General features: G+C 51.5%; 35 protein-coding genes. 34 read left to right on the top strand and 1 reads right to left on the bottom strand.

Features of this window, described 5'->3' with window-relative positions:
- The first annotated feature begins 137 nt into the window (after window positions 1-137).
- The 13 genes from ACN0YN_RS30355 (at window position 138) to ACN0YN_RS30295 (ending at window position 9,419) form a co-directional block, all read left to right on the top strand.
- On the top strand, window positions 138-1,034 hold the full coding sequence (locus ACN0YN_RS30355; RefSeq protein WP_417388636.1) for a PH domain-containing protein: 897 nt from the start codon (window positions 138-140) through the stop codon (window positions 1,032-1,034).
- Between the two features lie 159 nt (window positions 1,035-1,193).
- Complete coding sequence (locus ACN0YN_RS30350) at window positions 1,194-2,372, top strand: serine hydrolase domain-containing protein (protein ID WP_417388635.1); 1,179 nt, start codon at window positions 1,194-1,196, stop codon at window positions 2,370-2,372.
- A 21-nt stretch (window positions 2,373-2,393) separates the two neighbouring features.
- Window positions 2,394-3,209 (top strand): class I SAM-dependent DNA methyltransferase, encoded by an 816-nt coding sequence (locus ACN0YN_RS30345; protein WP_417388634.1) that lies wholly within the window; start codon window positions 2,394-2,396, stop codon window positions 3,207-3,209.
- Between the two features lie 40 nt (window positions 3,210-3,249).
- A complete protein-coding gene (locus ACN0YN_RS30340) occupies window positions 3,250-3,735 on the top strand; it encodes an SRPBCC family protein (protein ID WP_417388633.1) in 486 nt (161 codons plus the stop codon).
- 6 nt (window positions 3,736-3,741) lie between these two features.
- Window positions 3,742-4,287, top strand: a complete 546-nt coding sequence (locus tag ACN0YN_RS30335) for a hypothetical protein (RefSeq protein WP_417388632.1) — start codon at window positions 3,742-3,744, stop codon at window positions 4,285-4,287.
- Between the two features lie 30 nt (window positions 4,288-4,317).
- Window positions 4,318-4,896: a hypothetical protein gene (locus ACN0YN_RS30330; protein WP_417388631.1), complete on the top strand. Its 579-nt coding sequence runs from the start codon at window positions 4,318-4,320 to the stop codon at window positions 4,894-4,896.
- A gap of 26 nt (window positions 4,897-4,922) precedes the next feature.
- Window positions 4,923-5,234: a hypothetical protein gene (locus ACN0YN_RS30325; RefSeq protein ID WP_417388630.1), complete on the top strand. Its 312-nt coding sequence runs from the start codon at window positions 4,923-4,925 to the stop codon at window positions 5,232-5,234.
- A 15-nt stretch (window positions 5,235-5,249) separates the two neighbouring features.
- Window positions 5,250-5,567: a hypothetical protein gene (locus ACN0YN_RS30320; protein WP_417388629.1), complete on the top strand. Its 318-nt coding sequence runs from the start codon at window positions 5,250-5,252 to the stop codon at window positions 5,565-5,567.
- 27 nt (window positions 5,568-5,594) lie between these two features.
- Window positions 5,595-5,828, top strand: coding sequence for a hypothetical protein (locus ACN0YN_RS30315; protein ID WP_417388628.1), 234 nt, complete (start codon window positions 5,595-5,597; stop codon window positions 5,826-5,828).
- 89 nt (window positions 5,829-5,917) lie between these two features.
- Window positions 5,918-7,000, top strand: coding sequence for a hypothetical protein (locus ACN0YN_RS30310; RefSeq protein WP_417388627.1), 1,083 nt, complete (start codon window positions 5,918-5,920; stop codon window positions 6,998-7,000).
- Window positions 6,990-7,622, top strand: a complete 633-nt coding sequence (locus tag ACN0YN_RS30305) for a hypothetical protein (protein ID WP_417388626.1) — start codon at window positions 6,990-6,992, stop codon at window positions 7,620-7,622. Before ACN0YN_RS30310 ends, ACN0YN_RS30305 begins: the two co-directional genes overlap by 11 nt.
- A 104-nt stretch (window positions 7,623-7,726) precedes the next feature.
- Entirely contained in the window at window positions 7,727-8,797 is a 1,071-nt protein-coding gene (locus tag ACN0YN_RS30300; protein WP_417388625.1) for a hypothetical protein, read from the top strand.
- Window positions 8,787-9,419 (top strand): hypothetical protein, encoded by a 633-nt coding sequence (locus ACN0YN_RS30295; protein ID WP_417388624.1) that lies wholly within the window; start codon window positions 8,787-8,789, stop codon window positions 9,417-9,419. The genes ACN0YN_RS30300 and ACN0YN_RS30295 overlap by 11 nt, the downstream gene beginning before the upstream one ends.
- Window positions 9,420-9,451: 32 nt before the next feature.
- Here ACN0YN_RS30295 and ACN0YN_RS30290 read toward each other — a convergent pair whose 3' ends face one another.
- Complete coding sequence (locus ACN0YN_RS30290) at window positions 9,452-10,003, bottom strand: hypothetical protein (RefSeq protein ID WP_417388623.1); 552 nt, start codon at window positions 10,001-10,003, stop codon at window positions 9,452-9,454.
- 470 nt (window positions 10,004-10,473) lie between these two features.
- Between ACN0YN_RS30290 and ACN0YN_RS30285 the strand changes: the two genes are divergently transcribed.
- The 21 genes from ACN0YN_RS30285 to ACN0YN_RS30185 all read left to right on the top strand — a co-directional run bounded on the left by ACN0YN_RS30285 (window position 10,474) and on the right by ACN0YN_RS30185 (window position 26,316).
- Window positions 10,474-11,169: a response regulator transcription factor gene (locus tag ACN0YN_RS30285; protein WP_417388622.1), complete on the top strand. Its 696-nt coding sequence runs from the start codon at window positions 10,474-10,476 to the stop codon at window positions 11,167-11,169.
- Window positions 11,166-12,572, top strand: a complete 1,407-nt coding sequence (locus tag ACN0YN_RS30280; RefSeq protein WP_417388620.1) for an ATP-binding protein — start codon at window positions 11,166-11,168, stop codon at window positions 12,570-12,572. The genes ACN0YN_RS30285 and ACN0YN_RS30280 overlap by 4 nt, the downstream gene beginning before the upstream one ends.
- A gap of 147 nt (window positions 12,573-12,719) precedes the next feature.
- Window positions 12,720-13,166: a hypothetical protein gene (locus ACN0YN_RS30275; protein ID WP_417388619.1), complete on the top strand. Its 447-nt coding sequence runs from the start codon at window positions 12,720-12,722 to the stop codon at window positions 13,164-13,166.
- Between the two features lie 530 nt (window positions 13,167-13,696).
- Window positions 13,697-14,287 (top strand): DUF4291 domain-containing protein, encoded by a 591-nt coding sequence (locus ACN0YN_RS30270; protein WP_417388618.1) that lies wholly within the window; start codon window positions 13,697-13,699, stop codon window positions 14,285-14,287.
- A gap of 67 nt (window positions 14,288-14,354) precedes the next feature.
- A complete protein-coding gene (locus tag ACN0YN_RS30265; protein ID WP_417388617.1) occupies window positions 14,355-15,218 on the top strand; it encodes an alpha/beta fold hydrolase in 864 nt (287 codons plus the stop codon).
- A 77-nt stretch (window positions 15,219-15,295) separates the two neighbouring features.
- The gene (locus ACN0YN_RS30260) at window positions 15,296-15,967 is read left to right on the top strand and encodes a hypothetical protein (RefSeq protein ID WP_417388616.1); all 672 of its coding nucleotides are present in this window, start codon (window positions 15,296-15,298) and stop codon (window positions 15,965-15,967) included.
- 106 nt (window positions 15,968-16,073) lie between these two features.
- Window positions 16,074-16,508 (top strand): hypothetical protein, encoded by a 435-nt coding sequence (locus tag ACN0YN_RS30255; protein ID WP_417388615.1) that lies wholly within the window; start codon window positions 16,074-16,076, stop codon window positions 16,506-16,508.
- Window positions 16,509-16,540: 32 nt separating this feature from the next.
- Window positions 16,541-17,056 carry a hypothetical protein gene (locus ACN0YN_RS30250; protein ID WP_417388614.1) on the top strand — a complete coding sequence of 172 codons (516 nt, stop codon included), beginning with the start codon at window positions 16,541-16,543 and terminating at the stop codon, window positions 17,054-17,056.
- Window positions 17,057-17,068: 12 nt separating this feature from the next.
- Window positions 17,069-17,311: a DUF6868 family protein gene (locus tag ACN0YN_RS30245; RefSeq protein WP_417388613.1), complete on the top strand. Its 243-nt coding sequence runs from the start codon at window positions 17,069-17,071 to the stop codon at window positions 17,309-17,311.
- Between the two features lie 35 nt (window positions 17,312-17,346).
- The gene (locus ACN0YN_RS30240) at window positions 17,347-17,853 is read left to right on the top strand and encodes a hypothetical protein (RefSeq protein WP_417388612.1); all 507 of its coding nucleotides are present in this window, start codon (window positions 17,347-17,349) and stop codon (window positions 17,851-17,853) included.
- A 427-nt stretch (window positions 17,854-18,280) separates the two neighbouring features.
- Entirely contained in the window at window positions 18,281-18,709 is a 429-nt protein-coding gene (locus ACN0YN_RS30235; RefSeq protein ID WP_417388611.1) for a hypothetical protein, read from the top strand.
- 123 nt (window positions 18,710-18,832) lie between these two features.
- On the top strand, window positions 18,833-19,480 hold the full coding sequence (locus tag ACN0YN_RS30230) for a macro domain-containing protein (RefSeq protein ID WP_417388610.1): 648 nt from the start codon (window positions 18,833-18,835) through the stop codon (window positions 19,478-19,480).
- A 32-nt stretch (window positions 19,481-19,512) separates the two neighbouring features.
- On the top strand, window positions 19,513-19,854 hold the full coding sequence (locus tag ACN0YN_RS30225) for a hypothetical protein (RefSeq protein ID WP_417388609.1): 342 nt from the start codon (window positions 19,513-19,515) through the stop codon (window positions 19,852-19,854).
- A gap of 132 nt (window positions 19,855-19,986) precedes the next feature.
- Window positions 19,987-21,495 carry an SDR family oxidoreductase gene (locus ACN0YN_RS30220; protein WP_417388608.1) on the top strand — a complete coding sequence of 503 codons (1,509 nt, stop codon included), beginning with the start codon at window positions 19,987-19,989 and terminating at the stop codon, window positions 21,493-21,495.
- A gap of 101 nt (window positions 21,496-21,596) precedes the next feature.
- On the top strand, window positions 21,597-22,265 hold the full coding sequence (pcp, locus tag ACN0YN_RS30215; protein ID WP_417388607.1) for a pyroglutamyl-peptidase I: 669 nt from the start codon (window positions 21,597-21,599) through the stop codon (window positions 22,263-22,265).
- Window positions 22,266-22,629: 364 nt separating this feature from the next.
- Window positions 22,630-23,616 carry a DUF1559 domain-containing protein gene (locus tag ACN0YN_RS30210; RefSeq protein WP_417388606.1) on the top strand — a complete coding sequence of 329 codons (987 nt, stop codon included), beginning with the start codon at window positions 22,630-22,632 and terminating at the stop codon, window positions 23,614-23,616.
- Between the two features lie 77 nt (window positions 23,617-23,693).
- Window positions 23,694-23,990 (top strand): hypothetical protein, encoded by a 297-nt coding sequence (locus ACN0YN_RS30205; protein ID WP_417388605.1) that lies wholly within the window; start codon window positions 23,694-23,696, stop codon window positions 23,988-23,990.
- 100 nt (window positions 23,991-24,090) lie between these two features.
- Window positions 24,091-24,318 carry a hypothetical protein gene (locus ACN0YN_RS30200; RefSeq protein WP_417388604.1) on the top strand — a complete coding sequence of 76 codons (228 nt, stop codon included), beginning with the start codon at window positions 24,091-24,093 and terminating at the stop codon, window positions 24,316-24,318.
- A gap of 112 nt (window positions 24,319-24,430) precedes the next feature.
- Window positions 24,431-24,748 carry a four-helix bundle copper-binding protein gene (locus ACN0YN_RS30195; protein WP_417388603.1) on the top strand — a complete coding sequence of 106 codons (318 nt, stop codon included), beginning with the start codon at window positions 24,431-24,433 and terminating at the stop codon, window positions 24,746-24,748.
- A gap of 132 nt (window positions 24,749-24,880) precedes the next feature.
- Window positions 24,881-25,447, top strand: a complete 567-nt coding sequence (locus ACN0YN_RS30190) for a type 1 glutamine amidotransferase domain-containing protein (protein ID WP_417388648.1) — start codon at window positions 24,881-24,883, stop codon at window positions 25,445-25,447.
- Between the two features lie 317 nt (window positions 25,448-25,764).
- Window positions 25,765-26,316 carry a hypothetical protein gene (locus tag ACN0YN_RS30185; protein WP_417388602.1) on the top strand — a complete coding sequence of 184 codons (552 nt, stop codon included), beginning with the start codon at window positions 25,765-25,767 and terminating at the stop codon, window positions 26,314-26,316.
- The last annotated feature ends 216 nt before the right edge of the window (window positions 26,317-26,532 follow it).

Below are 26,532 nucleotides of genomic sequence, written 5' to 3'. Positions count from 1 at the left end.
GAGCTCCGGCAGCGATGCCTGAAGGGGAAAACTCAATTTTCATTGTGAAAGATGAAAATCGTTTTGAACTGTTCGTGTGTTCTGGGTAAGATGTTAGTCTACCCGCTTTTCATCTTATCCTTGAGGAAACATCTCTCATGAGCACAGTCGACAGCCAGGCCGTTGATACGAAACTGACACAGCTGAATCTGAAGCTTTCCCCCAATATTAATTACCGGCTGGAGACCATGTTCCCCAAGATTGAGGGAATGTTTGCGAAAAGCGGGATCAAGAAAAAATTTCAACTGGTCAAACGCCTGGAACCTCTATTGGAAGAGATGCTGCTGGAAAAGGAAGAGGTGCTGTTTATTTCCAAAGGGAATCAGTCTTCGGTGTCCGAACAGTTTTTCATGGGGGCACTCTGGGCGCAAACCATCAATCATACGGCAGTGGTGCTGACGAACTTCCGGTTGTTGTGTATCCGTACGAATGGTTCGGGGAAGCCCAAGCGTACGTTCTGGTCGATCTACTACAGCCAGATCAAAGATCTGAAGAGTACGATCTTTGGGAATGCGAAAATCTGTCTGAAAGATGGCAAAAACCTGAACTACTCCGGCTTCCCGAAAATTGATCGCAAGACAATGCGGGAGGTCTTTCTGAATGCTTATAAGTCATTCGAGGAGAAAGGCTTTGACCCCGAAGTCTCGCAGTCACGCGAAAATCTGTGTGGCAACTGTTTTGCGGTGGTTCCCAAACATGAGTATCACTGCGAAAGCTGTGGCGCGAAGTTCTGGAAGCCGTCTGAGGTGGGAATTCGGAGTTTCTTCATCCCCTCGTGGGGCGACTTTGTCATGAAGCATTATCCTGTCGCTTGTGCCGAGTTGTGCGGTTTTATGGTTTTGCTGTTCGTGCTGGCAGCGGTCCTTGCCAATGGTGATTATGGTTTTGCCGTGATTTTGTTTGTGCTGGCCAACGGCGGTGATGCCGCGATTACAGCGCAGATCGCTTCCAAAGGACTGCATCTGAAATCAGTCCCGAAATCCGAATCAGCCTGATCGTGAGACCTGTGCCGTTTGTCATCTCTGGATTCTTTGATGTGAGACGTTTTTGGAAGATGACTCCACAGCCGGCTGCGATGATGCTCGATAAATAAAGCGGATGGTGGCAGCGGGAGCCATCCGTCAAACTGAAGATCGAACATTGAGGAGTAGCGTATGCGTATTATGCGGCCGCGGGCTTGTATGCTGATTCTGGGGGTGAGTCTGGTACTGTCACCTGGTGTGATTCGGGGGCAGACCATCGGTCACAAACTGGAACCCTATCTGAAATCAGGTGAGTTGCCTGCTGTCGCCGCCGCTGTCGTGGAACGGGGAACGATTACCGAATACGGTGCTGTCGGTACGCGAAAAATGGGATCAGAGATCCCGGTGACGATTCACGACAAGTTTCATCTGGGATCCGATACCAAAGCGATGACCGCGACCATCGCGGGCATGATGATCGAAGAAAGCAAACTGAAATGGGATTCGACGCTGGGAGATATTTTCCCTGAATTGAAGGATTCCATGGCGGCGGATGTCGAGAAAGTAACGCTGGAGCAGCTGTTATCGCATACGAGTGGAATGCGGGCCGACGATGAGAATCTGATGGATCTGCTGAAAAATTCCGTCGACGTGGATGGTGATCTGAATGACCTGCGATACTGGATTGTGAAGGAATCGGTCAAGCTGCCTTTAGTGGCGAAGTCGGGCAGTGCCTGGGCGTATAACAACCGGGGATATACTATTGCCGGTGCGATGATTGAAAAGGTCAGCGGGAAAACGTGGGATGAACTGATCGTCGAACGGATTTTTGAACCGTTCCAGCTGACGACCGCGGGGCTGGGCTGCCAGTCTTCGATGGGAAAAGTTGATGCACCGCTGGGACATGTGAAGCAGAAAGACGGCAGCTTCAAATCGTATCTGGCAGGGCCGAATGCGGATAACTCTCCGATCCTGGGACCTGCGGGGATTGCCCATCTGTCGATTCTGGATTTTGCGACCTGGGCCGGCTGGAATGCCGGTAACGGGACGCGGGCACCTTGTAATATTGTTTCACAGCAGATGCTGGAGAAGATTCATCAACCCGTCTTTACCGTGAAAGGGGAGAACCGTCCGGGAACGCCGCCTGCTGGTCAGTATGCACATGGCTGGGGCTGGGTGACCGTGGACTGGGCACCGTATCCCCTGCTCTATCATGGCGGATCGAATGGAAAAAATCTGGCACAGGTCTGGATTGATAAGCAGAAAGACATCGCGATTGTTCTCATGACGAATATCAGCAATCCGAAAGCGGATGACACACTGCGGAAAATTGCCAGCGAATTATACCAGGACGCCACAACCGGCTATTAATACACAACCAGGGATTCAGATTTGGGATCTGAATTGGACTCCGCTTTCTCAATTGTTGTTGAGGGAGCGGAGTCGTGCTATAAATGGGAGAAGTTTTGCGAAGTCCTCAGGCTGATCTTCTTTCAAGGCTTCCTGTCCATGTTCAACCCGATGTATGGCGAATTTGCTGAAGAGTACGCAGCAGCGATTCGCGACAACAGCTATAACGCGCACTATGAACGCCCTTCTCTGTGTACGCTGCTGCCTGATCTGCAGGGAAAAAAGGTGATTGATCTCGGTTGCGGGCCTGGTGAGTATGCTGCTCATCTTGTGTCGCAGGGGGCGACTGTGACTGCAGTCGATGCTTCGGCTGAGATGATCTCTCTGGTACAGCAGAAACTGGGAAACAGCGTACACGCTTATCAGCAGGATCTCACGCAGGGAGTGCCCGACGAAGCCGACCGGTCTTTCGATCTGGCAGTATCGCCGTTGATGATCCATTACCTGGAAGATCCGACAGCGTTATTCCGCGATGTGAAACGGATTCTGAAACCGGAGGGGGAGTTTGTGTTTTCGACGCATCATCCGTTTATGGATTATGAGTTCTCGCCGAGCGGCAATTATTTTCTGACTGAGAAAATCGTAGATGAGTGGAATACCCTGGGAAGACCGACGCGGGTGGAATATTTTCGCAGACCGCTTTCGGCGTTGATGAATTCACTGTTCGATGCGGGACTGTGTATGATTGAGATGAGCGAAGGCAAACCCGACGAAGAGATGCAGCAGAGTGATCCGGAAAGCTATCAGAGGTTGTCCACCGCACCGGGTTTTCTGTTTTTGAAGTGCCGCGTAATGTGAAATTTATTGAATCACAGTACCCGAATGTTTGAGACGCGAGATGGAATTAAGTTTTGAACAGACTGTTCCCGCTGATCGTGAGACGCTGTTTCGGTTTCACGAAGATCCGGCTCATCTGGGACTGCTGCTGGCGGAGTGGCCTGGCTTTCGCGTGTTGCGGCATGCAGGGAATATTCACCCCGGGGCCGAGACCTGGGTGGAGCAGATGATAGCAGGTTGTCTGCCCGTCGTGATGGGCTTTCGGCATGACCTCTATGAGCCTGGTCATCGTTTTGGCGAGACCATGTTTCATGGTCCGTTTTCCCGTTTCTCACACATTCATGAATTTGAAGAAACATCAGCCGGGACCATTGTGCGGGATATGCTGAATGTGGAGATGGCGTGGCAGTTTGGCGGTTCGCTGCTGACGCGGACCTTGCTGGTCAGAGATTTAAACGCGGCGTTTGCGTTTCGGCATCAGTCCTTACAACGGCTGGTGGAAAGTGACGTAGTGAGCCGGTTTGTGAATGAATCTGAAGGAAAGTGAACGTTCATGGAAGTAGCCACCTGGATTCTGTTTGTGCTGGGCTGTCTGGGCGCGACGGATATCGCGCTGTACCACAGTTTTTCGCATGGGATTCGCAGTCATCCCGATGCGCGGGGCGAGCTGGTGGTGCACAGTCTGCGCGGGCCGACGTATGCGGCGTTGTTTCTGGTGATACCGAATCTGAAACTGCAGGGATTCTATTTCTGGTGTCTCGTGGCACTGTTTGTCTTTGATGTGCTGATTTCCATCGTCGATTTTGCGCTGGAGCGGGAGAGCCGCCGGTTGCTGGGAGGCCTGCCCAGTGGTGAGTACGTGCTGCATATCATCATTGCAATGCTGTTTGGCGGGCTGCTGACCGCGGTCTGCCTGGAAGCGGGAGCGTGGCGGAATGAGCCGACACAGATTATTTATGCGCCTGCGGCCGTTCCGGATGTGCTGCGACTGGTGATGGCAGTGATGGCGCTGCTGGTCCTGATTTCCGGAATTCAGGATGCGCTGGCGGCGCGGAAACTGTATGCTGTACCATTACGCGGAGATCAGAGTAAGAAGTAATGGTTTTCTGAGTGATGCAGGGAGATGGTGATGCGGGACGAGCCCGATTTTTCGATTGATCGACCGGAATTCAACCCGCTTTCCTTGACGGTCATCGTGCCTTTGGCGCTGATCATATTGATGCTGACGTATGCGGCTTACGTGGTCTATGATCTCAAACTGCAGGCGGTTCCTGAAGCGAGCGAACTGTTTAAAGCCATTGATCGCATGGCATTCGGACTGTTTTTGTTGAGTGAGGTGGGACAGATTTTTCTCTGTGGTTATAGCGGTCATCAGTTGAATCGATTTCTGCATCAGTTTCCTGTCATGGAAAATAGTGAAATTCTGGAAAGATTAAAGCCGCTGGTACGAACAAACATGTACTTTGTGCCGGTAGGCCTGCTGTTTATCGGGGTGGCATTAGGGACAGGGTTATTCTGTCTCTATTGGCATGACCTGCTGGAAATAGGAGTGGTGGTGGTTCTCTGGCTTCTCTCCACGGGGGTTGCTATTCGCTGCAGCGCGATCGAAAATAGAGTCCGTGATATGGAATGTCCTGATCCGGGATTGAAAGCAGAGTATGCTGCTGTCTGTCACAGCTGGTTACAGCGTATGTTTCCTGACTTTTAACCCCCTGAATCTTCAAGAGAATCAAAATGGCTCCTGAAACAATTGGTTTGATCGGCGGTGTGGGGGGCACGGTGATTGGTGTGCTGGGAGGAGTCGTTGGTACCTGGTTTAGCATTAAAAATACGAATGGTCCGGCCGAAAAAGCGTTTATGATTCGGATCGCGACTGTGATGTGGATTCTGATTCCGCTGTTCATTCTGATGATGTTTGTGTTGCCTCAGCCCTGGAATCAGTTGATCTGGGTTCCGTATGCCTTTTGCCTGACGTGGTCCATTCGACAATGTAACAGGAAGCAGCAGGCAATACGGGAAGCAGAAGCCAGCCAGCAAGGTACTTAGAAAGTAAATGAGCGGATGGAACAGATCACGACAGTACTGATATTGCTTGTGGAAAGTGTCGCACTGATTGTGGTGCTGACCTGGCCTGCGGTGAAAGGAAAAGGTTGGCTAGTGGGGGCACTGCTGGCGGTGTTGACCTCAGGAGTCTGTGCTCTGGTGCTGCAGATGTTAATGACACAGTCTGGGGAGATGATCATGGGGGTAGAAGAGTGTCGCCACTACCTCCAGTTTGCCTACTTTCTGTATGGACTGGAATTACTGGGAAAAATCTTATTTGTGATTGCTGTTATTCGGTTACGTACGCCGCTGAAACAATTCGTTGAGCGAGTTTGATGAGCAGGAGTATGAGGGAGGACTTTTATGCAGCACCCGATTGAATGGTTGATACTGGCAGGACTGGTTTTGTTTCTACTGATAATGCCTGTGTTGATGTGGAGCAGTATCAAAGACCTGTTCCGTCAAGAAAAAAGCACAGGCGGTGGTGGAATCATTGGCGCGATGATGGTGATGGACCGGATCGTGAATCCCGCGGTTCAGCACGTGGAAGAAGCGAAAGAAGTCGAACAGGAAGAAGACGGCATCGGCGGCGAATAAGCTGCGGAAAAATGCTGATTTCATCTGCTGAATTCATTATAATACAGGGACGGTAACGAGACTGCGATCTGTTTTATCGGGAGGCGCGTGTGATTTCTGCTGATTGTCCCCGTTGCAAAGAACCGATGCTCGACGAAGCGGTGCCATTGTGGAATGGCAGGAGCTACTGCCGGAGTTGTGTGGAAGCGATTTCGCCTGATCTCTACACATTCGCGACAGAGGGGGGACAGCTGGTCGATCTGCTTGAGCCAGACGATATCAGTGTGAGCCAATACTGGCGTCGTTTTCAATTCAAAGTCGGAATCGCCGCTGGTTTGCTCTTTGTATTGCCTCTGACTGTCGTGCTGATTCGAAATAATACTCCCCTGGAAATGATCATCGGGGTCCAAGGCTTCTGTCTGGGCTTTGTCATGCTCTATTGCTGGTGGATCTCCTGCGGAAAAGTGAAACATTTCCGTACCCATCTGCCGCGCAGGGTGGTTCTGGAGCGACTTCATATCAAAGTGGTGACTCCGGAGGGGGAACAGACTTCACTCCTCACCGATTGCCAATGGAAGCCTGGTACTTCGTCTGCAGACGAAGTCCTGTTTGCCACCAGTCTGAAACAGGGAATAACGATTTATACGCCTGACGCCGTCATCAATTGCGGACACTCGTCTGAGTTGTTGAAACACTGGTGCGCCTTCTTTCAGTTAGTGGAGCTGCCCGTCTATACTCCGAGCCGGTTTCATGATTTTCTCTCCCTGGTTGGTGGTGGCGTGGGAGGTTATCTGGTCGGCCTGTTGTCGGGGAAGTTTTGCGCCATTGAATTGAACAATCCCGCCTGGGAATTCCTGTTGCCCATACTGGGTGTGCTGGATGGGGCCTGCCTGGTGGGACTCTCTATCATCAGTCGAAAACCCAGCTCAAAACTGGCTTATCAACTACTCCACCCTGCTCTCTGGGGAGCGGAATTTTTCAAGATGGGGGGGAGTCTGGGATTTCTTGCCGGTTTTCGTTGGGGAATTCCTTCCGCGATCATATCGTGTCTGATCTGTGGCAGTATCAATGCGATCATTGGTGGCTTCGCAGCCTGGCATTTCCGGTCTCAATTGCAGTTGCGAAAAAAGAATCTGGTGTTGAGAATACGGGAGAAGCAGGAATCGAAAGCGGGGTACCGCTATGAAGTCTAAAGACTTGATCAATTACCTGCTGTTTGCGGTTTCTGCGATTGTTGTTTTGCCTTTTGCGGCGTGGGCCTTACTGGCTCCTTATGGAAGTGGATTCATCCTCTGTGTGACCATGCTTTATTACTTTGCCTTTCTGGCGACACTGGTCATGCTGCCGATTATGCTGGTGCGGCTCTACTGGAAAGAGTCTCGTTCGCGTGCCCTGCTCTGGCTGCTGGTTCTGGCCGTGTATGTCCCCTGCTTTCTGTTGGGAGTGAATCTGGAACATCGTGTCTGGACCGCCCGCTGTGAAGCGTTTTCACGTCGCACTCAACCGCTCATTGCCGCGATCAATGATTATGAACGTCAGCATGGCGTTCCGCCTGAATCGTTAACTGCCTTGATTCCCGATTATCTGCCTGCTGTGCCAGACACGGGGATGCGGGCCTGTTCTGAATTTCAATATTTCACAGGTAAGGATGCCCGTCAACAGTATGCAGGCAATCCCTGGGCGCTGCAGGTGCTGCCGCCTGTCTTCGGAGTGGGATTTGATGTGGTATTGTATTTTCCCAAACAGAATTATCCCAAACAGGGTTACGGCGGCTGGCTGGAACCAGTGGGAGTCTGGGCCTACGTGCATGAATGACCGGGCTGATTGTTAAAAACAGGTAACATGTTTTGCCAGACTGCCTGCAAAATACATCGTTGCGATTTTTCGAATAGACTTTCTGCGTGTCGGGAGGTGCTCAAATGAAACAGGCTGCCTGCCCTTATTGCGGAGAGTCGATTTCCGACGAAGACGAAGCGGTGACGCTCTGGGATGACAGGCAGTATTGTCGGCGTTGTGTGGAAGAGGTATCGCCTGACCTCTATCAGTACGCTGTAGACGGCGGGCAGCTGGTGGATGTTGTGGAGAAGTCGGATGTCAGCTTGAAAAAATATGTTCGCGGTGCGGGAGGGTATAAAAAACTGGTGGCAGCGTTTCTCGTTTTCATGTCGCCTATTGTGGTGCTGGCGGTGCTGGATCCAGTCAATGCCCGATTTGATCTCGTGTTCGGGTTCTGTTTTTTCTGGTGTGTTTTTTTAGCGGGATATCTCATTCTCAAAGGGCTGGTATTGCTGCAGCGCAGTTATCTGCCCCGTCGTGTGGCTGTGGAACATAACCGGCTGGTAATCACTGTATCAGGTAAAGATACGAGTTACCCTCTGGATGAGTGTCGCTGGGGATTGAAAGAGAGTTACCGGGACGGTCTGACGGCTTACACCGGTCTGAAGAAAGGAATTGTGTTTATCATACCGGAACGGTATATCTGCGTGGGGCATGATCCCGCGCTGTTACCCCATCTGGGAGCGTTTTTACTGCTGGCGGGAGTTCGTCGTAAATCCAACTGGTCCGGTTTGCGAATATTCATTTTGACAGTATTGGGGATGCTGATCGGCTTCCTGCTGGGTTACTGTCTGGGACAGATTGTGGTATTGCTGACGAATGACCGGTTCTGGTTGTTTGCACTAGGATTTCTGGGAACGTTCGATGGGGGGGGCATCGCCTTTAACTATGCGTATTACAGCAGCTTTGGTCGGACTGCCACGCATCAGAGAATGAGACCGCTGGTCTGGGGTGGGATGTTTTTTGTTGTGGGAGTCAAAATATTCCTGAGCCGTGGCGGATGGATGGTACTGCTGGGGAGTGGGGGCAACGCGGCTTTGGGCATGCTTGCTGCGTGGTCGATTCGCTGTTATATCAATCGTGCGGATGACCGACAGAGCATCAGGGAAGACAGACGACGCGAATTTCAGGAGGCCTTCGGCCATGAAGCGTAAGGAGCGGATCTATCTGACTTTGTTTGCAGTGACTGGTGTCGGATATTTGCCGTTTGCGCATTGGATTTCGACGACACCGGTCGGAACCAGTCTGTTTCTCTGGCTGGGATTTTTTTATGGAATTGCATTTCTGCTGGCAGTGCTGGCGCTTCCGACGTCACTGATCGGTCTGTTTTTCAAGCGATATCGCAGGGATGCATTGCTGATCCTGATTCTGTCTTTGATCTATGTTTCCGGCTGCATTTACGGTATCCAACTGGGACAGCGCGTTCGCATGGCCCGGATGGCGGACTTCGCTGAACGGAGTCAGTTCCTGGTTGAAGCGATAGAAGCCTACACGCGAGATCATGCGCGTCCTCCCGAAACACTGGAACAACTGGTACCCGATTATCTGACTGCGGTCCCCGGCACGGGAATGATGGCCTATCCGGAATACGAATATCATACGGGTGAAAAAGTCCGTGAACGTTACCAGGAAAATCCCTGGGTGCTGATCGTGCCCACAAGTATTGGTTTTGTCAACTGGGATCAGATGTTGTATTTTCCCAGACAGAACTATCCCAAACGTGGCTACGGCGGCGGCCTGGAACCGGTGGGTAACTGGGCCTACGTGCATGAATGACCGCCGAAACCGGGGAATGCAGCTGATTGCAATTACATCAGGCGGTCGTCGTTGCGTTTGAGTTCGACATCCGCTTCGGAGGCAGGCAACAGCACCGCCAGTTTCTCGCTGCTGTTGAGACGAATCACACTGCTGGTTAATACGTCTTTCAGATAATAACTGACCTCGACGGCTTCCCAGTCCATGCGAAAGGTGGAACTGGTCATTCCCAATGGATTACAGACGTCGGTGGCAGACGCCTGGCGGGGAATCAGTGTCAGGCGGCGGCCCGGATTTCGTCGGCGGAGCAACTGTTCGAACTGGAGCGGCAGTGATTCATCCAGCAGCAGTACCACATCAGAGATCCCCTGCCCGTTTGCCTTATCGAAACGGGAGAGTAAGACTCCCAGTTCAGCCGCTGAGGCGTAGCGATGGATTTCCACCTGTGACGCTTCCCGCGCTGCCCATTGCTGGATGGTCTTGTTCAGACTCTGTGTACTGACAATGGAAGGACTCTGCTTTACATAGCTGGTCCGGATATTTTTGAGATCGGAACGCGTGGAGACAGAGAACAGGTCATTGATAAAGCTGGTTAGAGTCGTCATTCCAAATTTCCTTTTCATGAATTGGTACTGATATTATCGGTTAAATGGGTGGTTCTACTAAATGCGGTGTCTGGAACTGGTCACGTTGAGGTAGATTCGCTGAACCGGACTCCGGGCTGTTTCTGCTGTTGAGTTGCTAAACTGTTTTTGTTGCTTGATTTCTGTTCCAACCGCTGCAGCAGGTAGGGAGCAGCAGCTTGCAGTGTCAACGAGGTTTGCAGTTCACATCTGCGGGTGATTAAGTGTCGAAGGTAAGAGATCATCCTTTTTCCCTGCTTTAAAACGGCGATTTCGGCGGTGAGAGACTTTCGAATCAAAAGCACTATAGAGAGCGGACTTAAGGCCAGGCTGAAGTGAAGATAAAATCCGCTTCATGTTTCTTCGTGATTGAGGTCGGCTGCCTATAATGTGCGTGTAACATGAAATGAGGAAACAGATTAGTTCCGTTTTGAGTTGAGAAAGCATCTGCGATGAGCAGCCGGATTTTGATTGTGGAAGATGAAGCCCGCATTGCCGATTTTCTGGTAAGGGGGTTAGTGGAAGAAGGGTATGGAGTGGAACACGCAGAGGATGGCCGGATTGGCTGGCTGCTGTTGAATGCGGAGACGTGGGATCTGGTGATTCTGGACTGGTGGCTGCCGGTAGAAGACGGGATCCAGCTACTCAGGAGGTTTCGTCAGAAGAACCGCACGACGCCGGTTCTGTTTCTGACCGCGCGGGATGCGGTTTCCGAGCGTGTGACCGGACTGGATGCCGGGGCCGACGATTATCTGACGAAGCCATTCGCCTTTGATGAACTGCTGGCACGGGTCCGGGCGCTGTTGCGACGGCCCGGCCAGGCAAGTGCCGTCGTGCTGGAGTACGACGACATCCGTGCTGACCTGGAAACACAGCGGGTCACGCGCGGGGGGACGCAACTGGATCTGACGGCGAAAGAGTTTTCGCTCTTACTGTTTTTTCTGCGGAACCCGGGTAAGGTACTCTCGCGGACACGGATTTACGATACGGTCTGGGATGATGCATACGACGGGCTGTCCAACACGCTGGAAGTGCATGTCAAAGAGCTGCGACATAAACTGGAAGCCTGTGGGCCGCGCGTGATACAGACATTAAGAGGACGTGGCTACGTGCTGGAAGCCGTCTCGCAGAATGAGGGGCTCTCATGAAACTGACGACTCGCGTTTCAGCATTTTTCCTGTCAGCGCTGGCGGTGATTCTGATCGGCAATTCCATGTTGCTGTACGGAGTGGCGCGATCGTATCTGCAACATCACTTCGATGAACAGCTCGATTCCCTGCTGCATATCCTGGTAGCCGCAGCGGAGGTGGAAATTGATGACGTCAAATTCGAATCGACGGATCATTTTGTGATCCAGGACGCGTATGGAGATCCGGGAGATCTCTTCTGGCTGGTACTCTCCGAAGAAGGTCAAGTGGTTGCGCATTCGGAGAACTATCACAGCGCTTCAGGAATTGCACCAGGGAACAACAATGCTCTGCTGCTGAATGAACAGAAATCGTTGAACCGACCTGGCTGGCGGGTGGTGCGCCATCATCTGGCGGCCCCCGATCCTAAACCTCGCTCGGAACGATCTCCCCTGGAACATGCCGAATTGACGGTGGTAGCAGCGCGGAAGCTGGAACCATTACAGCGAACCTTGTTCTGGCTGGCGGTGGCGTTGATTGTACTCCCCTTGATCTGCTGGCTGATTGCAGCGCTGCTGGGACGACGTTTCTGCGAGCGGGCATTGAAACCGATTCGACAGATGGCGGATGAAGTCCGCGCGATTGACGTGCAGGATACGCGCGCCCGGCTGGACGTGCAGCCGACACGAGATGAACTGGAAGAGCTGGGAGTCACGTTCAACGAACTGCTCGATCAGCTGTTTCAGGAATACGAACATCAGCGACGGTTTGCAGGGAACACAGCGCATCAGTTACGAACCCCTTTAACTGTCATGCAGGGACAGGTGGATGTTGCACTCAGGCGTCCCCGGAGCGTGGAAGAATATCAGGAGACACTGACCACCGTCAGCCAGGCGACGACATCACTGAGTCAGACAGTGGAGGCCCTGCTCTTCCTGGCACGACCGGCGGGGGACGAACCGATCCCCGATTATCAACTGACGGAACTTTCCAGCTGGCTGCAGCAATATCTGGAACACTGGAAAAGTACGCCACGGTGGGATGACATTCGTGTCGAAGCTGATGCCGGCTTGCGGTGTAAAACTTCGCCGACATTGCTGGCGCAGGTTCTGGATATTCTCGTGACGAACGCGCTGAAATACAGTGAACCGGGAACGCCTGTGGGAATTCAGGTACGCCACAAAGAGGCTTCAATTCTGATGGAAGTCAGCGACCAGGGGATGGGGATTTTAGCGGAAGACCGGGAAGCGATTTTTGAACCGTTCTTCCGAACCCGCCAGGCACGACAACAGGCTTCTCCGGGAACGGGACTGGGCCTGGCGCTGGCCCGCCACATCGCGACGGCGCTGGACGGGACTCTGGTCTGCATTAAAGATTCGGACTCGGGAGCGCAGTTTCGACTTACACTGCCTGCTGAAGTCTGAGACGATTTCTCTTTAGATCGGAGAGAATTAACTGGAAAAGCGTTGCTTGTTCTATACGAGTGTGTAACGGTTGGTTATGTTGCTGATTACTTGATCTGTTTCAAGCGCCAGTTACCTGAAGATTTACCTCCCGAGATTGCAGGATCCATGATCAACGAAGACGCAGAACTTAAGAAAATGGTATGGATTCTGATTGTCGTTGTTGCTTTCCTGGTGACCGGATATCTGTCGTTTAAGAAATTGAAGTATGCGGTCTGGGGGGCAACCGCAGAAGCGACTGTGACTAATACTTTTGATACCTCGCTCGGTAGACGCAGTCCTTTGCTGGCGGTGGAATACACGTTTACCGACAAGGACGGTCAACAGCACAGTGAGCGTGACGACGTTCCCATCGACTGGCCTGAGCCGGGACCGACAGTGAATGTGCAATACCTGCCTGGTGTAGAAGATTCGTCGCGGCTGGAAGGACATTCCGCGAAAGTGGCAGTCTGGATGTTTCTGGGCAGTTGTGTGCTGCTGGGGTTTGCGGGATTCAGGCTATACCAGATGGCCAGCGAAGCAGTCAGCGGACCGCCGCGGCGGAGGAAACGCTAACCATGCTGTTGTGATAGAAAAAGACTCAGTCTGATGGAAGAATCGAAAGTCGTTGAAGAAGTCGTATCGCAGGCGGACAGGATACCTCGGTGGAAACGCTGGATGGGAAACTGCGAAGGGGGATTGGCTTTGTTCTGCCTGGTCTGGTTGTTTCGTCCTGGTTATATCTCCCCGTACTACATTCCCTGGCAAATATTTATTTTTTTGGCACTGGGAATCGGATCTGGTATTAGTGCAATACGATATGGAAACACTGTCAGTCGAGCATGCGGCTGGTTCTCTGTGTCGATTCTATTGTTCATATTCTTACTGTCCTGTTTTAATCAGATAAGTAAACTTATCTGGTGAATAGTCCTTACTCGAATTTGTTTCTGTTACTCAACCTGATTTAAATAAATCTGGAAATGTTTTCATTGAACCGAATTCAATAGTTCCACCGGCGAACGTCTGTCTGATGATTGTGTCGTAACAGGAAAACGCTCCCTAATTCTGTGAGCGAAATCGAATCCCGTTTCGAGGAATCTCAGGCGATGGCGAATTTGTATGAAATCCGGGCCGACTATAATCGTGAGACGATTGTGGTATATCAGGCGTATTCCGATGCGATTGCTGATGCCGCGCTCGCGGCGCAGCGGTTTGTGGCTCCCTTTTCGTTGGGGCGGATGACCTGGATCAAGCCTTCTTTTCTGTGGCTCATGCGTCGCAGTCACTGGGGACAGAAAGCGGGACAGACACGAATTCTATCTGTGCGGATTTCTCGTGTCGGCTGGGAGAAAGCACTTTCCCTGGGGGTGTTGACTGCGCCGGAAAGACGTGTGTTTGCCTCAGCAGAGGAATGGGAGCAGAAATTTCAAACGGCGCCCGTGCACGTTCAGTGGGATACCGAGCGGAGTGCGCGCGGGGCTGCGATGCCCTGTTTCAGCATTCAGGTCGGATTGAGCCGCCATATCATTCGGGATTTTGTTGAGGACTGGATTGTCGCCATTGATGATCTGACGCCGATGGTCCGCAAATTGAACCGACTGAGAACCAGCAGCAGAAAAAGTATGAAACGGTATCTGCCACCTGAAAAAACTTATCCCGTCGACGCGGAATGGGCTCGAAAGCTGTTGATTTCCTGAGGAGATGGTTTACAAGTAGAACGGAGTCAAACTGAACCCGTGCAGTGACAGAGAAAGGATTTCCCAGATGGCAAACACAGTCTCCGGCTCGATTACTACGAAAGATGGTGTGACGCTGCATTATCTGGAAGCAGGCCATGGTCGTCCACTGGTACTGCTGCCGGGCTGGTCACAGACCGCGTCACAGTTTCATAAACAGCTGGATGACTTTAGTGATTCGTATCGTTGTCTGGCGCTGGATTATCGGGGACATGGGGAGTCGGCCAGGCCCGGTTACGGCTATCGTGTCTCACGTTTTGCCATGGATTTGCGCGAATTTATGCAGGCGTGTGAGTTGCAGGATGTGATTCTGTTGGGGCACTCTGCCGGTTGTGCTGTGATCTGGAGTTACCTGGATCTGTTTGGAGCAACGGGGATTCGCGGACTGATTTTCTGCGATCAGATGATTGCCCGGATTCGACGCCCTGAATGGTCGGAAGAAGAATGCCGGCATTATGGGGCCTTCGTGGGAGGCGATGAAGTGCTGGCGCAGGCGGAACTGGTCGGCGGGCTGGAAGGGCCGGCGAAGTCTGCGGAATTTCTGGCGAGCATGTTGACATCTGAATTTTCCGAAGCGGAACTGCTGCAGATGATTCAGGAGAGTCTGAAGTTTCCGCGTCCGGCTGCAGCACAGTTGTTGCTCGGTGTGAGCTATGCCGATTATCGAGATCTCTTGCCTCGTATCACAGTGCCCACGCTGTGTATCGGTGGTGCGGGAAGTCATCTGGGACCGGATGTGATGCCGTGGATCGCCGGGCAGATTCCCGGAGCGGAGCTTGTAATGATTGCTGCGGAAGCGGGGGGCAGTCATTTCATGTACCTGGAGAATCCACAGGCATTCAATGCTGCTGTCCGGGATTTTTGTGCTGTCATTGATGCTGCGAACGAGTAGAATGAAAGTACATCTCACAGATTCATTTCATGACCTCGTCCAATGATGGATGACTACCCCATCAGGTATGAGCGATAATGCGAAAACTGGCGAAACTCAGATTGACAGTTATGATCGTGGCCGTCTTGACACTGGTGGCGACAGCCTGCTTCAGCTATATCGCTTATCAGGCGAATGTCGAATTTCATAACTGGCAGACAGCACGTCCGATGAGCGTTCCACTGGATCTGTCACAACCGGGGTCTGTATCGGTTCCGTTCCAGCAGACCTGCGTCAGTGCGCACAGTGAAGGTATTTATCTGGATTGCACGATTCTGGATCAACAGAAACAGATTCCCCAGGGTCTGCTCAAAGGGTTGGCGGCGACGATCACAATTACGGATCCCGCCGGGAAAGAAGTTCTTAAGCAGAGTCTGCGCGACGATATTCAGAGGCAGTTTAACGGGCAGGCTGAGCTGGTGAACTTTCTGCCTTTTGAGCGGGGCAACTATCAGGCGACGATTGAAATTGAATCGGGGGTACCCGCGCTGGCAGATCATCCGCAGACGCTGTATGCCCGGTATAACTTATGTGGAATGGAGCAGGTTCCGGTAGCCATCTACGGTTTTCTGGCATGTTGTTCCGGAGTGATTACTTTATTTGCGGTATTGATTGTTTTGCCCGATGTGTGGCAGTTTGGAATCTGGAAACAGGTATGCGTGGCTGAATCTGCTGAGAGTCAGCCACAGACTGTTTCAGACGATTTGTGATTCTCTTTCCAGGTGAGTGGCTGATTTCCTGTGGCGGACGTGTTACACTGAATTCAGTTGAAGAGACTTTATTTCACCTGATTCACTTTCTTGCAGGAGCCATCTGATGTCACTCAGTTCCGATCAACTGCTGGCAATATTAGGGATTGCGATTGCGTTGTCGGCCTATCTGTCGGGAACTCGACTCTATCTCATTCAGAAAATTCGTGAGATCCCCAGGGATGATCCTGAGAAGGAACAAAAAAAGTATGAGATCCAGAAGCAACTGGCATGGCTGACTCTGGCGGATGCGCCGATCGTGACCTCAGCTTTTTTGTTGGGGTTAAATCTCTTGTGGTATCCTCTGACGCGATTGCGTACACCCGAGTGGATGCTGTCGCTGGGGCTGTGGCTCTTTCTATTTGCTGGAATCATGATGGTGCTTCAGCATTTTCTCGCCTGGCACAAAACGTTGACCGAAGTGATTCCGATTTCAACTCTGGTCATCATCGGGATTCTGATTTTGATTGCACTGATGGTGTGGAAGACGGTTTTGATGTGAATACAGACCTTATGAATGTTTAAGGAGTCGTCATGGACATCGGGCAACTGACCGCGAGTCAGCAGAAGTGGACCGTCGAAGAATTAGAGTCGCTTTACGGTCGTATCAGTGATGAGCCGAGGCTCTGTGGTCAGCTGATGGAACACCTGAATGATTCTGCATCTCAACAGGCGGCAAGCTGGTTGTTGAAACGTGCGCTGGTGGAAGGACAGGAGCCCAGCCAGAAGGATGTAGGAGCATATTATCGAAGTCTTTCGAAACTGAAACATTGGGAGACCCGGTTAAATGTCCTGCAGTGTCTCCCCTACCTGTACATTGGGAAGCGGGATGCCAGCAAACTCGAATCGTTTCTGCGTGACTGCCTGCAGAGCGAGAATAAATTTGTCAGAGCCTGGAGTTATAACGGCTTTAATGAACTGGCGCTGCAACAAGCGTGTTACCAACCTGAGGTTGATTCGTTACTGGCAGCAGCTCAAGCTGACGAAGCACCCTCCGTCAGGGCCCGCATCCGAAATATTCTTAAACAACGTCTGGTCAATGACTCGTGAAGGAGAAATGGTATGGATCTTCAAGCTCTGACGTCATTTTTCATGTGGTGCACGATTGTGAATGGGAGCATCCTGATTGTCTGGGTTCTGATATTTCTCCTCACACCGGAAATGGTTTATTTATCACAGAATGCCTGGATCAAACTGCCACGAGAATCGTTTAATGTGATCATGTATTGCATGATCGGGCTGTTCAAACTGCTGTTTCTAGTGTTTAATGCAGTACCCTATCTGGCATTGCTGCTGATCACCTGAGTCTGAATTCAAAAAATCGAATATTGCATATCATTATGACAGAGAAACCACCCTGGGAAAAATCAGGTTCCCTGCCTGGCGAACGGGACTTTGATCCTGCGCAGGGAGACCTCGATGCGCAGGTGGCCTGGGAGCATTTTGGTGGTCTGTCACTGGCCGAAGCCTATCAAAGGTTCCTGGAAGATCCGGAGCTGTATGCAGAAGATTTTATGTTTATGGGAGGCAAGGCCTTCGCCTGTTATTTTCCCGTGCTGGAACGTTACCTGCTGGTCACTCCAGTCTGGCGCGAAGAAGAGGGAGTGGAATGGTGTCAGATTCTGGGGCTGGGGGCAGCGATTCAGTTTCAGTTCAAAGAAAACTGTCTGCCGGAAGTACGCGATCTGATCCCCCATATTCTACAGCTGATCTCCTACGTCAAGGAAGCCATTAAAGTTCACATCGCGAGTGGGCATCCCTATATCTCGAACCCCGAGATTCATAGTCACGTCATCGAAGAATGGGACTCTCTCGAACGGCATCTGCAGCAGTTTGACGAACAGTGAGCAGGCAGGACACTGGATGCGGGGCTCGAATTGCTGGATAAACGAACTGGTTCGTCCGCCTGACGAGGATGAGAGTGAGTGGTTCGCTCTCTCTCCATTAATTCAGAATTCCCGTTTTCAAAATTGTAAAAAATACTGAGTTGCAGAAATTTGCAGGAATGCAGCAGAGCCGGGTGCAGATCGTTTCCGATTGTGAAAGATCTTGCACGATTTGTGCAGAGGGCTGCAGTCGTATTGAATCAGATTCCTGCTTGAGAATTTGATGGATCAAAATTCCGCTTTCCCCTGAATAGGGCATCTCTATAATAGCATCCTGGAAGAGCACAACACAGACCCGCCAATGTTGCTGCTCTGATATGGTGCACGAACTGGAAAAGGGATTTTCCGATTCGCTGGTTCTTTCCTCATTTTTTATCGAGATAAGCCAATGCAAAAACAAATATTGAAAAACATTCTGATCTATCTGGGCGGGGGATTGTTGTGTGTGGGGCTGTTGTTCTGGTCTCTGGAATCGTTTAACGGATCTCAGGGACACTGGGAAGCGGAGATTGGTCAGGCGGAATCACAACTGGCACTGACATTGCGACTGGCAGGACGCGAGGACCGGCCCCTGAACCGTCAGGTCGTCATTACGGACAAAGGGTCTGGTACGCACTCGGGAGGAACATTTTCCCTGCCGGATCAGGCGGAACAGATGCCGGGCAACAGGCTGAAGTTTCAAGATACAACCATCCTCCCCGGTCGGGTGAAATTTGAATGGGAAGGTCATGAATTTGATCTGATGCCTGATCGACTCTCCGTTGATGGGAAGAAATATAACTGGAAAGATCAGACGCCGATTGCGCTCGTGCGTTAAACCGATCTAAATTGTGAAACAAGAGCAGGTAAGTCAGAGCGCTCAGACTTACCTCGCTTGACCTGAGTGTGAACGGACTGGTATAAAACCCGTCTAGCATTCAGAAAGGTGCCCTGCTCTTTTATGGCTCTGCCCATTGATCTCTGGTTGATTCATCCCGAATCAGAAATGTGTGATGCATTTCGAACGCGTTTTGAAAAACTCCCCAATGTAACGGTCATCGAAAGCCGTTTTGAAGCCCTCCCCCCGCATAACTGTTTTGTGACCGCCGCGAATGCCTTCGGGATTATGAATGCGGGCATTATTATGAATGCGGGCATTGATGCCGCCGTGATCCAGTTTCATGGCGTCGAACTGATGCAGCGGATTCAGCATCGCATCCTGGATGAGTATCTGGGCGAGCAGCCGATCGGTACATCTTTAATCGAACCTACGGACAATCCCGATTATCCTTATGTGGCCCACAGTCCGACGATGCGTGTACCCGGTTCGATTTCCGGAACCGACAAAGTGTATGCGGCGACCTGGGCTTCGCTGCTGGCCGTGTATCAGCACAACGTGCGACAGACGGATGAAAGTCAGAAGATTAACTCGGTCGTGTTTCCCGCGATGGGAGCCGGTTTCGGTAATGTGCCTTATAAAGAGGTGGCCCGCCAGATGGCGGTTGCTTACGCGCATTATCTGAGTCCGCCTCACCGGATGAACTGGGATACGGTGATCGGCCGCCAGAAAGCGATTGCCTACGACGAGGGGAAACTGGTGGTCCGTTGAAATAATGTTCTGAGATGAAACGGAAATTAAAGATGGATGCAAAAGAATTTGTGGCTTGCTGGAAATGCGAGAAAGAGATGCTGTTGAAGACGTTTCAGGATCCAAAGAGTGGATCAGCAGTGGCAGAAGCCGTCACCGCGTTGAATCTTTCACAGGAACAGACTCGCCTGATGAACCAGATTCTGGACAGTGCGCTTACCGATGCCTTTTCTACATTACTAACGGGTCTCGATGGGGGAGCCAGTATTGGAGGTGTGCAGCAGACCTACAAAATATATGATGAACAGGATGAACTGCTTTCCGATTGCGGTGAGATCGAGGCGGCAGCCTGGGACGCATTTCATGGAGACCATGAGGACACGGACGAGATTTAAATTGCTCAACACTTATCTCTTGATTTTATTCTAATACCAGCAATTCTCCCCTCAACATCTCCCGTTTCAGTACTATAAATCAGCAGGATGAATTTCTGTTCTGATTCCAGTTGAGCGAAAGTGTGGTTTTTGATGGTTGAGATTGTACAAGACGCGAATTCCACTGATGATCTGGTTCTGTTGACTGGTGCAACAGGATATGTCGGAGGACGGTTGCTGCAGGCACTGGAACAGCGCGGACAGCGATTGCGGTGCCTGGTGCGGCGTCCTGAAAATCTGCGTGCGCGAGTCAGTGCAGAAATCGAAGTGGTAGCCGGTGATGTGCTGGATCCGGAATCTCTGCCACAGGCGCTACACGGCGTTAAGGTTGCGTATTATCTGATTCACTCGATGGGTGAGAAAGGCTCGTTTGAAGAAAACGACCGCCGGGCTGCTGAGAACTTTGCACAAGCGGCCCGGGATGCCGGCGTGGAACGGATTATCTATCTGGGAGGGCTGGGGAATGATGAAGAAAGCCTCTCACCCCATCTGCGGAGCCGCCACGAAGTGGGTGAGATCCTGCGTGCATCGGGTGTGCGGGTATTGGAGTTTCGCGCGTCGATTGTAATTGGCTCAGGCAGCCTGTCGTTTGAAATGATCCGTTCGCTGGTGGAGCGCCTGCCCGTGATGATCACACCGAAATGGGTCATGAGGTCAGCGCAGCCGATTGCGATTGAAGATCTGATTGCCTACCTGACTGCGGCACTGGATATTCCTTTACCTGAGAGCCGGGTATTTGAGATCGGAGGTGCCGATGAAGTTTCGTATGCGGAGATCATGCGCGTGTATGCCGGTTGTCGTGAGATTCACGTGCGGATGATTCCGGTGCCGGTGCTGACACCTTACCTTTCCAGTCTGTGGCTGGGGCTGGTAACGCCGCTCTATGCCCGCATTGGTCGCAAGCTGATTGAAAGCATCGTGCATTCCACGGTCGTGCAGGATGAGAGCGCACTCACAGAATTCACGATCAAACCGATGGGCATTCAAGCAGCGATTCAACGGGCGTTGATTAATGAAGAGCGGGAGTTTGCCGAAACGCGCTGGTCGGATTCGCTCTCTTCGTCAGGAGCATTGCCCGCCTGGTCGGGGGTCCAGTTTGGAACACGGTTTATTGATTCCCGTAGCGTTGACGTCGCGCGACCGGCTGAGATCACGTTCGAGCCGATTCGCAGGATCGGCGGCGATACGGGCTGGTACGCCTGCAACTGGTTGTGGCACCTGCGGGGCTGGCTGGATCTGCTGGTTGGCGGGATTGGTGTCAGACGCGGACGTGCCCATGCAGAAACATTGCGTGTGGGCGATACCGTCGATTTCTGGAGAGTGGAAGCGTATGAGCCGAACCGGCGGTTGCGACTGCTGGCGGAAATGAAACTACCGGGTCGTGCGTGGCTGGAATTTGAAGTCAGCGACAAAGGTGAGACGTCGACGATCACGCAGACAGCGATCTTTGATCCCGTGGGACTATGGGGGCGATTGTACTGGTATGCGGTCTGCCCGCTGCATCACTTTGTGTTTTCAGGGATGATCCATAACATCGCGTCAGCTGCTGAAGCGATTCCTGAAAGTCATGAAAAACCAGCAGAAGCAGGTTCTCTGCAGTAGTCATCCTGCTTTGAAGTGCGTTATGGCAGGAAGCGACCTGATTGTTGTATGATATGACGATCTCAGGTAATGCAGTCATTCCCCCTGAAGTGAGGCACTCGATGAAAAAAGTATTGCTGACCGGTTTTGAAGCCTATGGTTATACCCCGATCAATCCTGCAGAATCGGTGGCGCGGGCGCTGGACGGTGTTTCCGTGGGAGATGCAGAGATTGTCTCGCGGATTGCGCCGAATACGTTTTTTCAATGTATCGACTTCGTCACAGCGGCGATTGAGGAAGTTCAACCCGAACTGGTCGTGATGATGGGGGAATACGGGGGCCGATCGATGATTACCGTGGAACGGTTGGCACAGAACCTGAATGACGGGACGCGCTATGGTTTAACGGACAACGCAGGCCGGTCGATGCAGGGAGAATTGACGGCTGAGGAGGGACCGGTCGGTTATTATGCGACACTCCCCTTGCGTGCGATGGTCAAAGCGATGCGGGACGCAGGCGTACCGGCTGACATCTCAGATGCCGGGGGAACTTTCTGCTGTAATCACCTGATGTATGGCGTTTTGCATTATCTGGCTCAGAAGCAGTCAGCCATCCGGGCCGGCTGGATTCATCTCCCTTTTCTGCCTGAAGTGGCGGCTCTGAAGGAGAACCTGGGAGCCCCCAGTATGTCCGTCGAGACCGCTGTGACGGGAGTCAAAGCGGGGATTCAGGCGGCCCTGGAACATCCCGAGGATATCAATGAAGCGAGTCCATCCCGGCTGTTGGTATGATGTAAAGTTAAAAATAAATATGACTTACATCGAATTTATTCTCTCCGGAATTCATTTCTGCATTTTTCTCTGGTTTCCTCGAAAGCGACTTGACGATCTGCTTTCTGCATGGTTATATTATTGATATTGAGACTCAGTGTCATTTAGGTGCCTGGGTTTCATGTGAACAATGTTTCGTTTCCGGAATAGCCCGCAAAAGGTATCAGGACTGTAGCGGAGGCAGTGGTGTGAGAAGTTTGTTTCTCCCCTGCTCTGCAAGATTACAGATCTCCTCAGTAGCCAGCCAATCGCTCCGGCGAGTTTCACTCCCTTGTGGGATGTGAATGACCCCATTACTGGTTTCCATCTGAAGGAGATACCCACCATGTTGTCTCGTACAACACGTCGTCCCCGTTATTGCGCTGCCCGGCGCGCTGGTTTTACCTTGATCGAACTGCTGGTCGTGATCGCGATCATTGCGATTCTGATCGCGTTACTGTTACCCGCCGTCCAGCAGGCACGTGAAGCAGCCCGCCGTTCGCAGTGTAAGAATAATCTGAAGCAGATGGCATTGGCGACTCATAATTTCCACGATACCTTTTTGCGATTTCCGTTTGCGGTTTCAGACTATGAAGTCACTGCTGATCTGTCGGATCCGAATAATTTACCTGGTGCAACCTGGATCACGGGTCATATTGAAATTATGCCCTACCTGGAACAGGATGCCGTAGCACGGCGCTGGGATAAAGAGCAGCCACGAAACAGCACTGATGATTCGGATGGAGATGGCTTCACCAATGCGATGCTGGTGCAGATGATCGTTCCCACATTTTTATGCCCCTCAATGACAATGCCCAGTGCACCCCTCAGCGATAACCGGGCTCCTGCCAGTTACATTTTCTGTTCTGGGACAAAGGATCCGATGAATTTTCAATATCCCGGTTCTTTTGCTCCTGAGGAAGCATTCGATGGTGCAATTATTCCGAGGCGATTGAACCCCAATGACTCTGCCAGTCCCAGTTATCAGAAAAAAACAAAAATGCGTGATATTACAGATGGGACAACCAATACGTTCCTGTTAGGAGAAACTGATTTTGCACCCCAGGGTAAACCATCAACTACCTATGGCTGTGTCTGGGCTTATGGATATATCGGCTACTCATGGGGGAATACTTATCATCGCTTTAATAACCATAAAGTAGACTCTGCGGATCTATTTTATACATACGGAGCTTTTCGCAGCCAGCATCCTGGAGGAGCACATTTTGCAATGGCAGATGGTTCCGTCCATTTTCTATCAGAAAATATTAACTACGAATTGTACCAGGCGCTCTCTACTCGTGCCGATGGTGAGATCGTCGAATTTCCTTAATCCATACATAGGTTGAATACCAGGCTGCGACCCGCATGAAAATGTACCGGTCGCATGTCTGTGTTCAGGAGAGAAATATGTTTCGTGTAGTGTGTGTAATGTTAATGCTGTGGCCAGTGGTACTGACTGGTTGTGGTGGTTCTGATTCTGAAGTGCAGGTGGGCGTTCCTTCAAATATTACCGCGCCTCCGCCGATTTCGCTGGATGAATGGAATCAGATGACGGACATTATTAAAAAATATGACATTGAGACCCTGGAGCGATTGAGGGCCAGTGATCCCAATCTGGAAAGTGAGAATGCCTGGAACAAGTTTATGAAAGAGGTTGTTTTACCAAAAATGAAAGAGGAACAGCCTCGTCCACCTCAAAATTAGCCTGAATTTCAGGTGAAGCGACTCGTCTCCCGAATCCTCAACTGGCTTGAGCAACCAGGTCGGGACGACGTACTGTGAAATGGGATCGTCCATCTAGCGGTTGGCGGTTCGATTTCAAATCACTACTGTTTCCGCAGTCGATGACCCGCTGGAGGAAGTCTGCACGCCAGAATTTTCCTCGGCGGGAATCGATGCTGCCCTGCTCCTCTCAGCCATTCTGTCGCAGTTTCCTGCAGGACATCGCTGTTTACTGTTGAAACAGCGACTGCTCTGCGCGTTGACCGTCCAGCCTGTCTGGCTCGCGACCGCCTTGTCGGTTCCTTTCTGACGATTTCTTCTGTAAGTACAGGATCTTCTTTGAATGAAGCACGCTGGCATACGATTTGCGTCCTCATTATTTGTTCGATAAAAACGCTAACCGCTGTTTAGGGAGGACGAAAATGAGTCTCAAACAATCGTGCATTGATGCCTGTCTGAAATGTGCCACCGACTGTGAATTCTGTCTGGACGCCATGATCGGTAAAGACAGCGATAGTGACTGTCCCCACTGTTGCCGTGAGTGTATTGATATCTGTCTTTACACGGCTCAGGCGATGGCACGCAACAGCAGGTACTCATCACAAATCAGTCAGTTATGTGCAGACATCTGTACCTGGTGCGCAGAACAGTGTGAAGCCCACGAGCATTATCACTGTCAGGCCTGTGCTGATTCCTGTCGGAAGTGTGCTGCGGAATGTAAAGAAATTGTGGCGGTCTGACGGTGGTTGTTTTCCAGGGGAGCACTTAGGTTCTCTTTGCACCCATGGCGGCTGTGGAGGGAATTGGGAAAGTACTCCCCTGGATCAGTGGGGGGCGAAACTGATTTAGGAAACAGAAAAGGAGCCTGAATGATGACGAAGTTTAATTTACAGGGTAAAAGGATCGCATTTCTTGCTACCGACGGTTTCGAACAGGTCGAATTGACCGATCCCTGGGAGGCTGTTGCAGCAGCCGGCGCTGATGTGCAGCTGATCTCACTGAAATCAGGCAAGATTCAAGGCGTGCATCACGATCAAAAAGGAGAACAGTTTTCCGTCGATCAGGTCGTGGATGAAGTGAGCGCGGAAAACTTTGATGGCCTCGTACTGCCGGGGGGCGTGTTCAATCCCGATGCGTTGCGGATGAATGAAACTGCGATGGATTTTGTACGCGACTTTTTCAAACAGGGCAAGCCTGTGGCAGCGATTTGTCACGGTCCCTGGTCGCTGGTGGAAGCAGATGTCGTGGCAGACCGCCGCGTCACTTCGTGGCCCAGCCTCAAGACCGACCTCACCAATGCCGGTGCAACATGGGTCGACGAAGAATGTGTCTGCGATCATGGTCTGGTAACCAGTCGCAATCCGGATGATCTGCCCGCTTTCTGCGATAAGATGCTGGAAGAGTTTGCAGAAGGCAGACACGCGGAACAGACCGCTTAAAGAATTGGTTCCGCCCGTATCAATTCAAATGAGATAATCCAGGAAACACATGCCAGGACGAACCCTGCAGTGGAAGTATTCTCATGAGACTTTCCGTTGCAGGGCGTTCTGCATTAATGCAGGGATCGTAATTCTTTCTGCTGTGTCATCCGTTCATTTTCGGATGAATGTGAAGTCTTGAATTAACTGTTCACCCTCTTGTTGACATCTAAAAATACCCTGCCATAATAACTGTTCTTCTGGTCAGAGTGCACTGCAGTGGGGTGCTTTGGTTTAGGTAATGTGATGTCAAAAATTGACTGAAGCGAGCAGTAATCATGTCAGAAGCAGAATATCAACGACCACGTCGTAAACGGAAGCGAAAACCGGTTTCTGAAGAGTTGACGGAGAAGAAAAAGTCAACGGGTGTGAAAGAGGACGCCAGGCCTAAGCGTAAGAAAAAGAAGTCAAAGTCACAGGATGACGAGCCTTCCACCCATAAACTGATCGCGCTGGTGATGCTGGGGATTGCGTTGTTTGGCTGGGCGTGTGCCGCTGCCGCTTATGCACATGCGAAGGAAGGCTGGCGCAGTAACGAAACCGAACGCTTTGCCGACGAGAATGGCGGCGATCTGGAGTCTGATCTCCATCTGACGCGACGACGCGCTGCCCGGAGCGCCATGATCAAGACCGCCTTTGCTGCGCTGATGGACTTTATCGGGAATGCGTTTCGTCAGATTCCGAATTTCTTCTCTGTGGTTGCGTTTACTTTCTCAGAACGACTGTGGCTGGTGATTCTGTTTGCGGTTCTGGAAGGAGCCGCCGTGGGGCTGGGATACATTATGGAAAAAGTGGGCGAAAGTTTTGTTGATTCGCCTCAGTACCCGTAAATACTTCTCCTGCCAGATTCCGGGATAACCCCGAAGGAATTCGGGGCTACCCAGGTGATCAATCTTAATGACGTAGAGCAGGTTCTCTGGATTGCGCGTTTGCACTGTCAACCTCCTGCTCGCTACGCTCGGCCCGAATTGCATTCGGGCTTATCTATGAAGAGCATCTTGTCAAGTGGTTTTATTCTTCGCGCATGGGTACCTTTCTGAGACTGA

The organism is Gimesia sp. (genome assembly GCF_048260065.1).
In the GTDB taxonomy this organism is placed as follows: domain Bacteria; phylum Planctomycetota; class Planctomycetia; order Planctomycetales; family Planctomycetaceae; genus Gimesia.
Note: the sequence above shows the minus strand (reverse complement) of the source record. Positions and strands in the feature narration are given on the sequence as shown.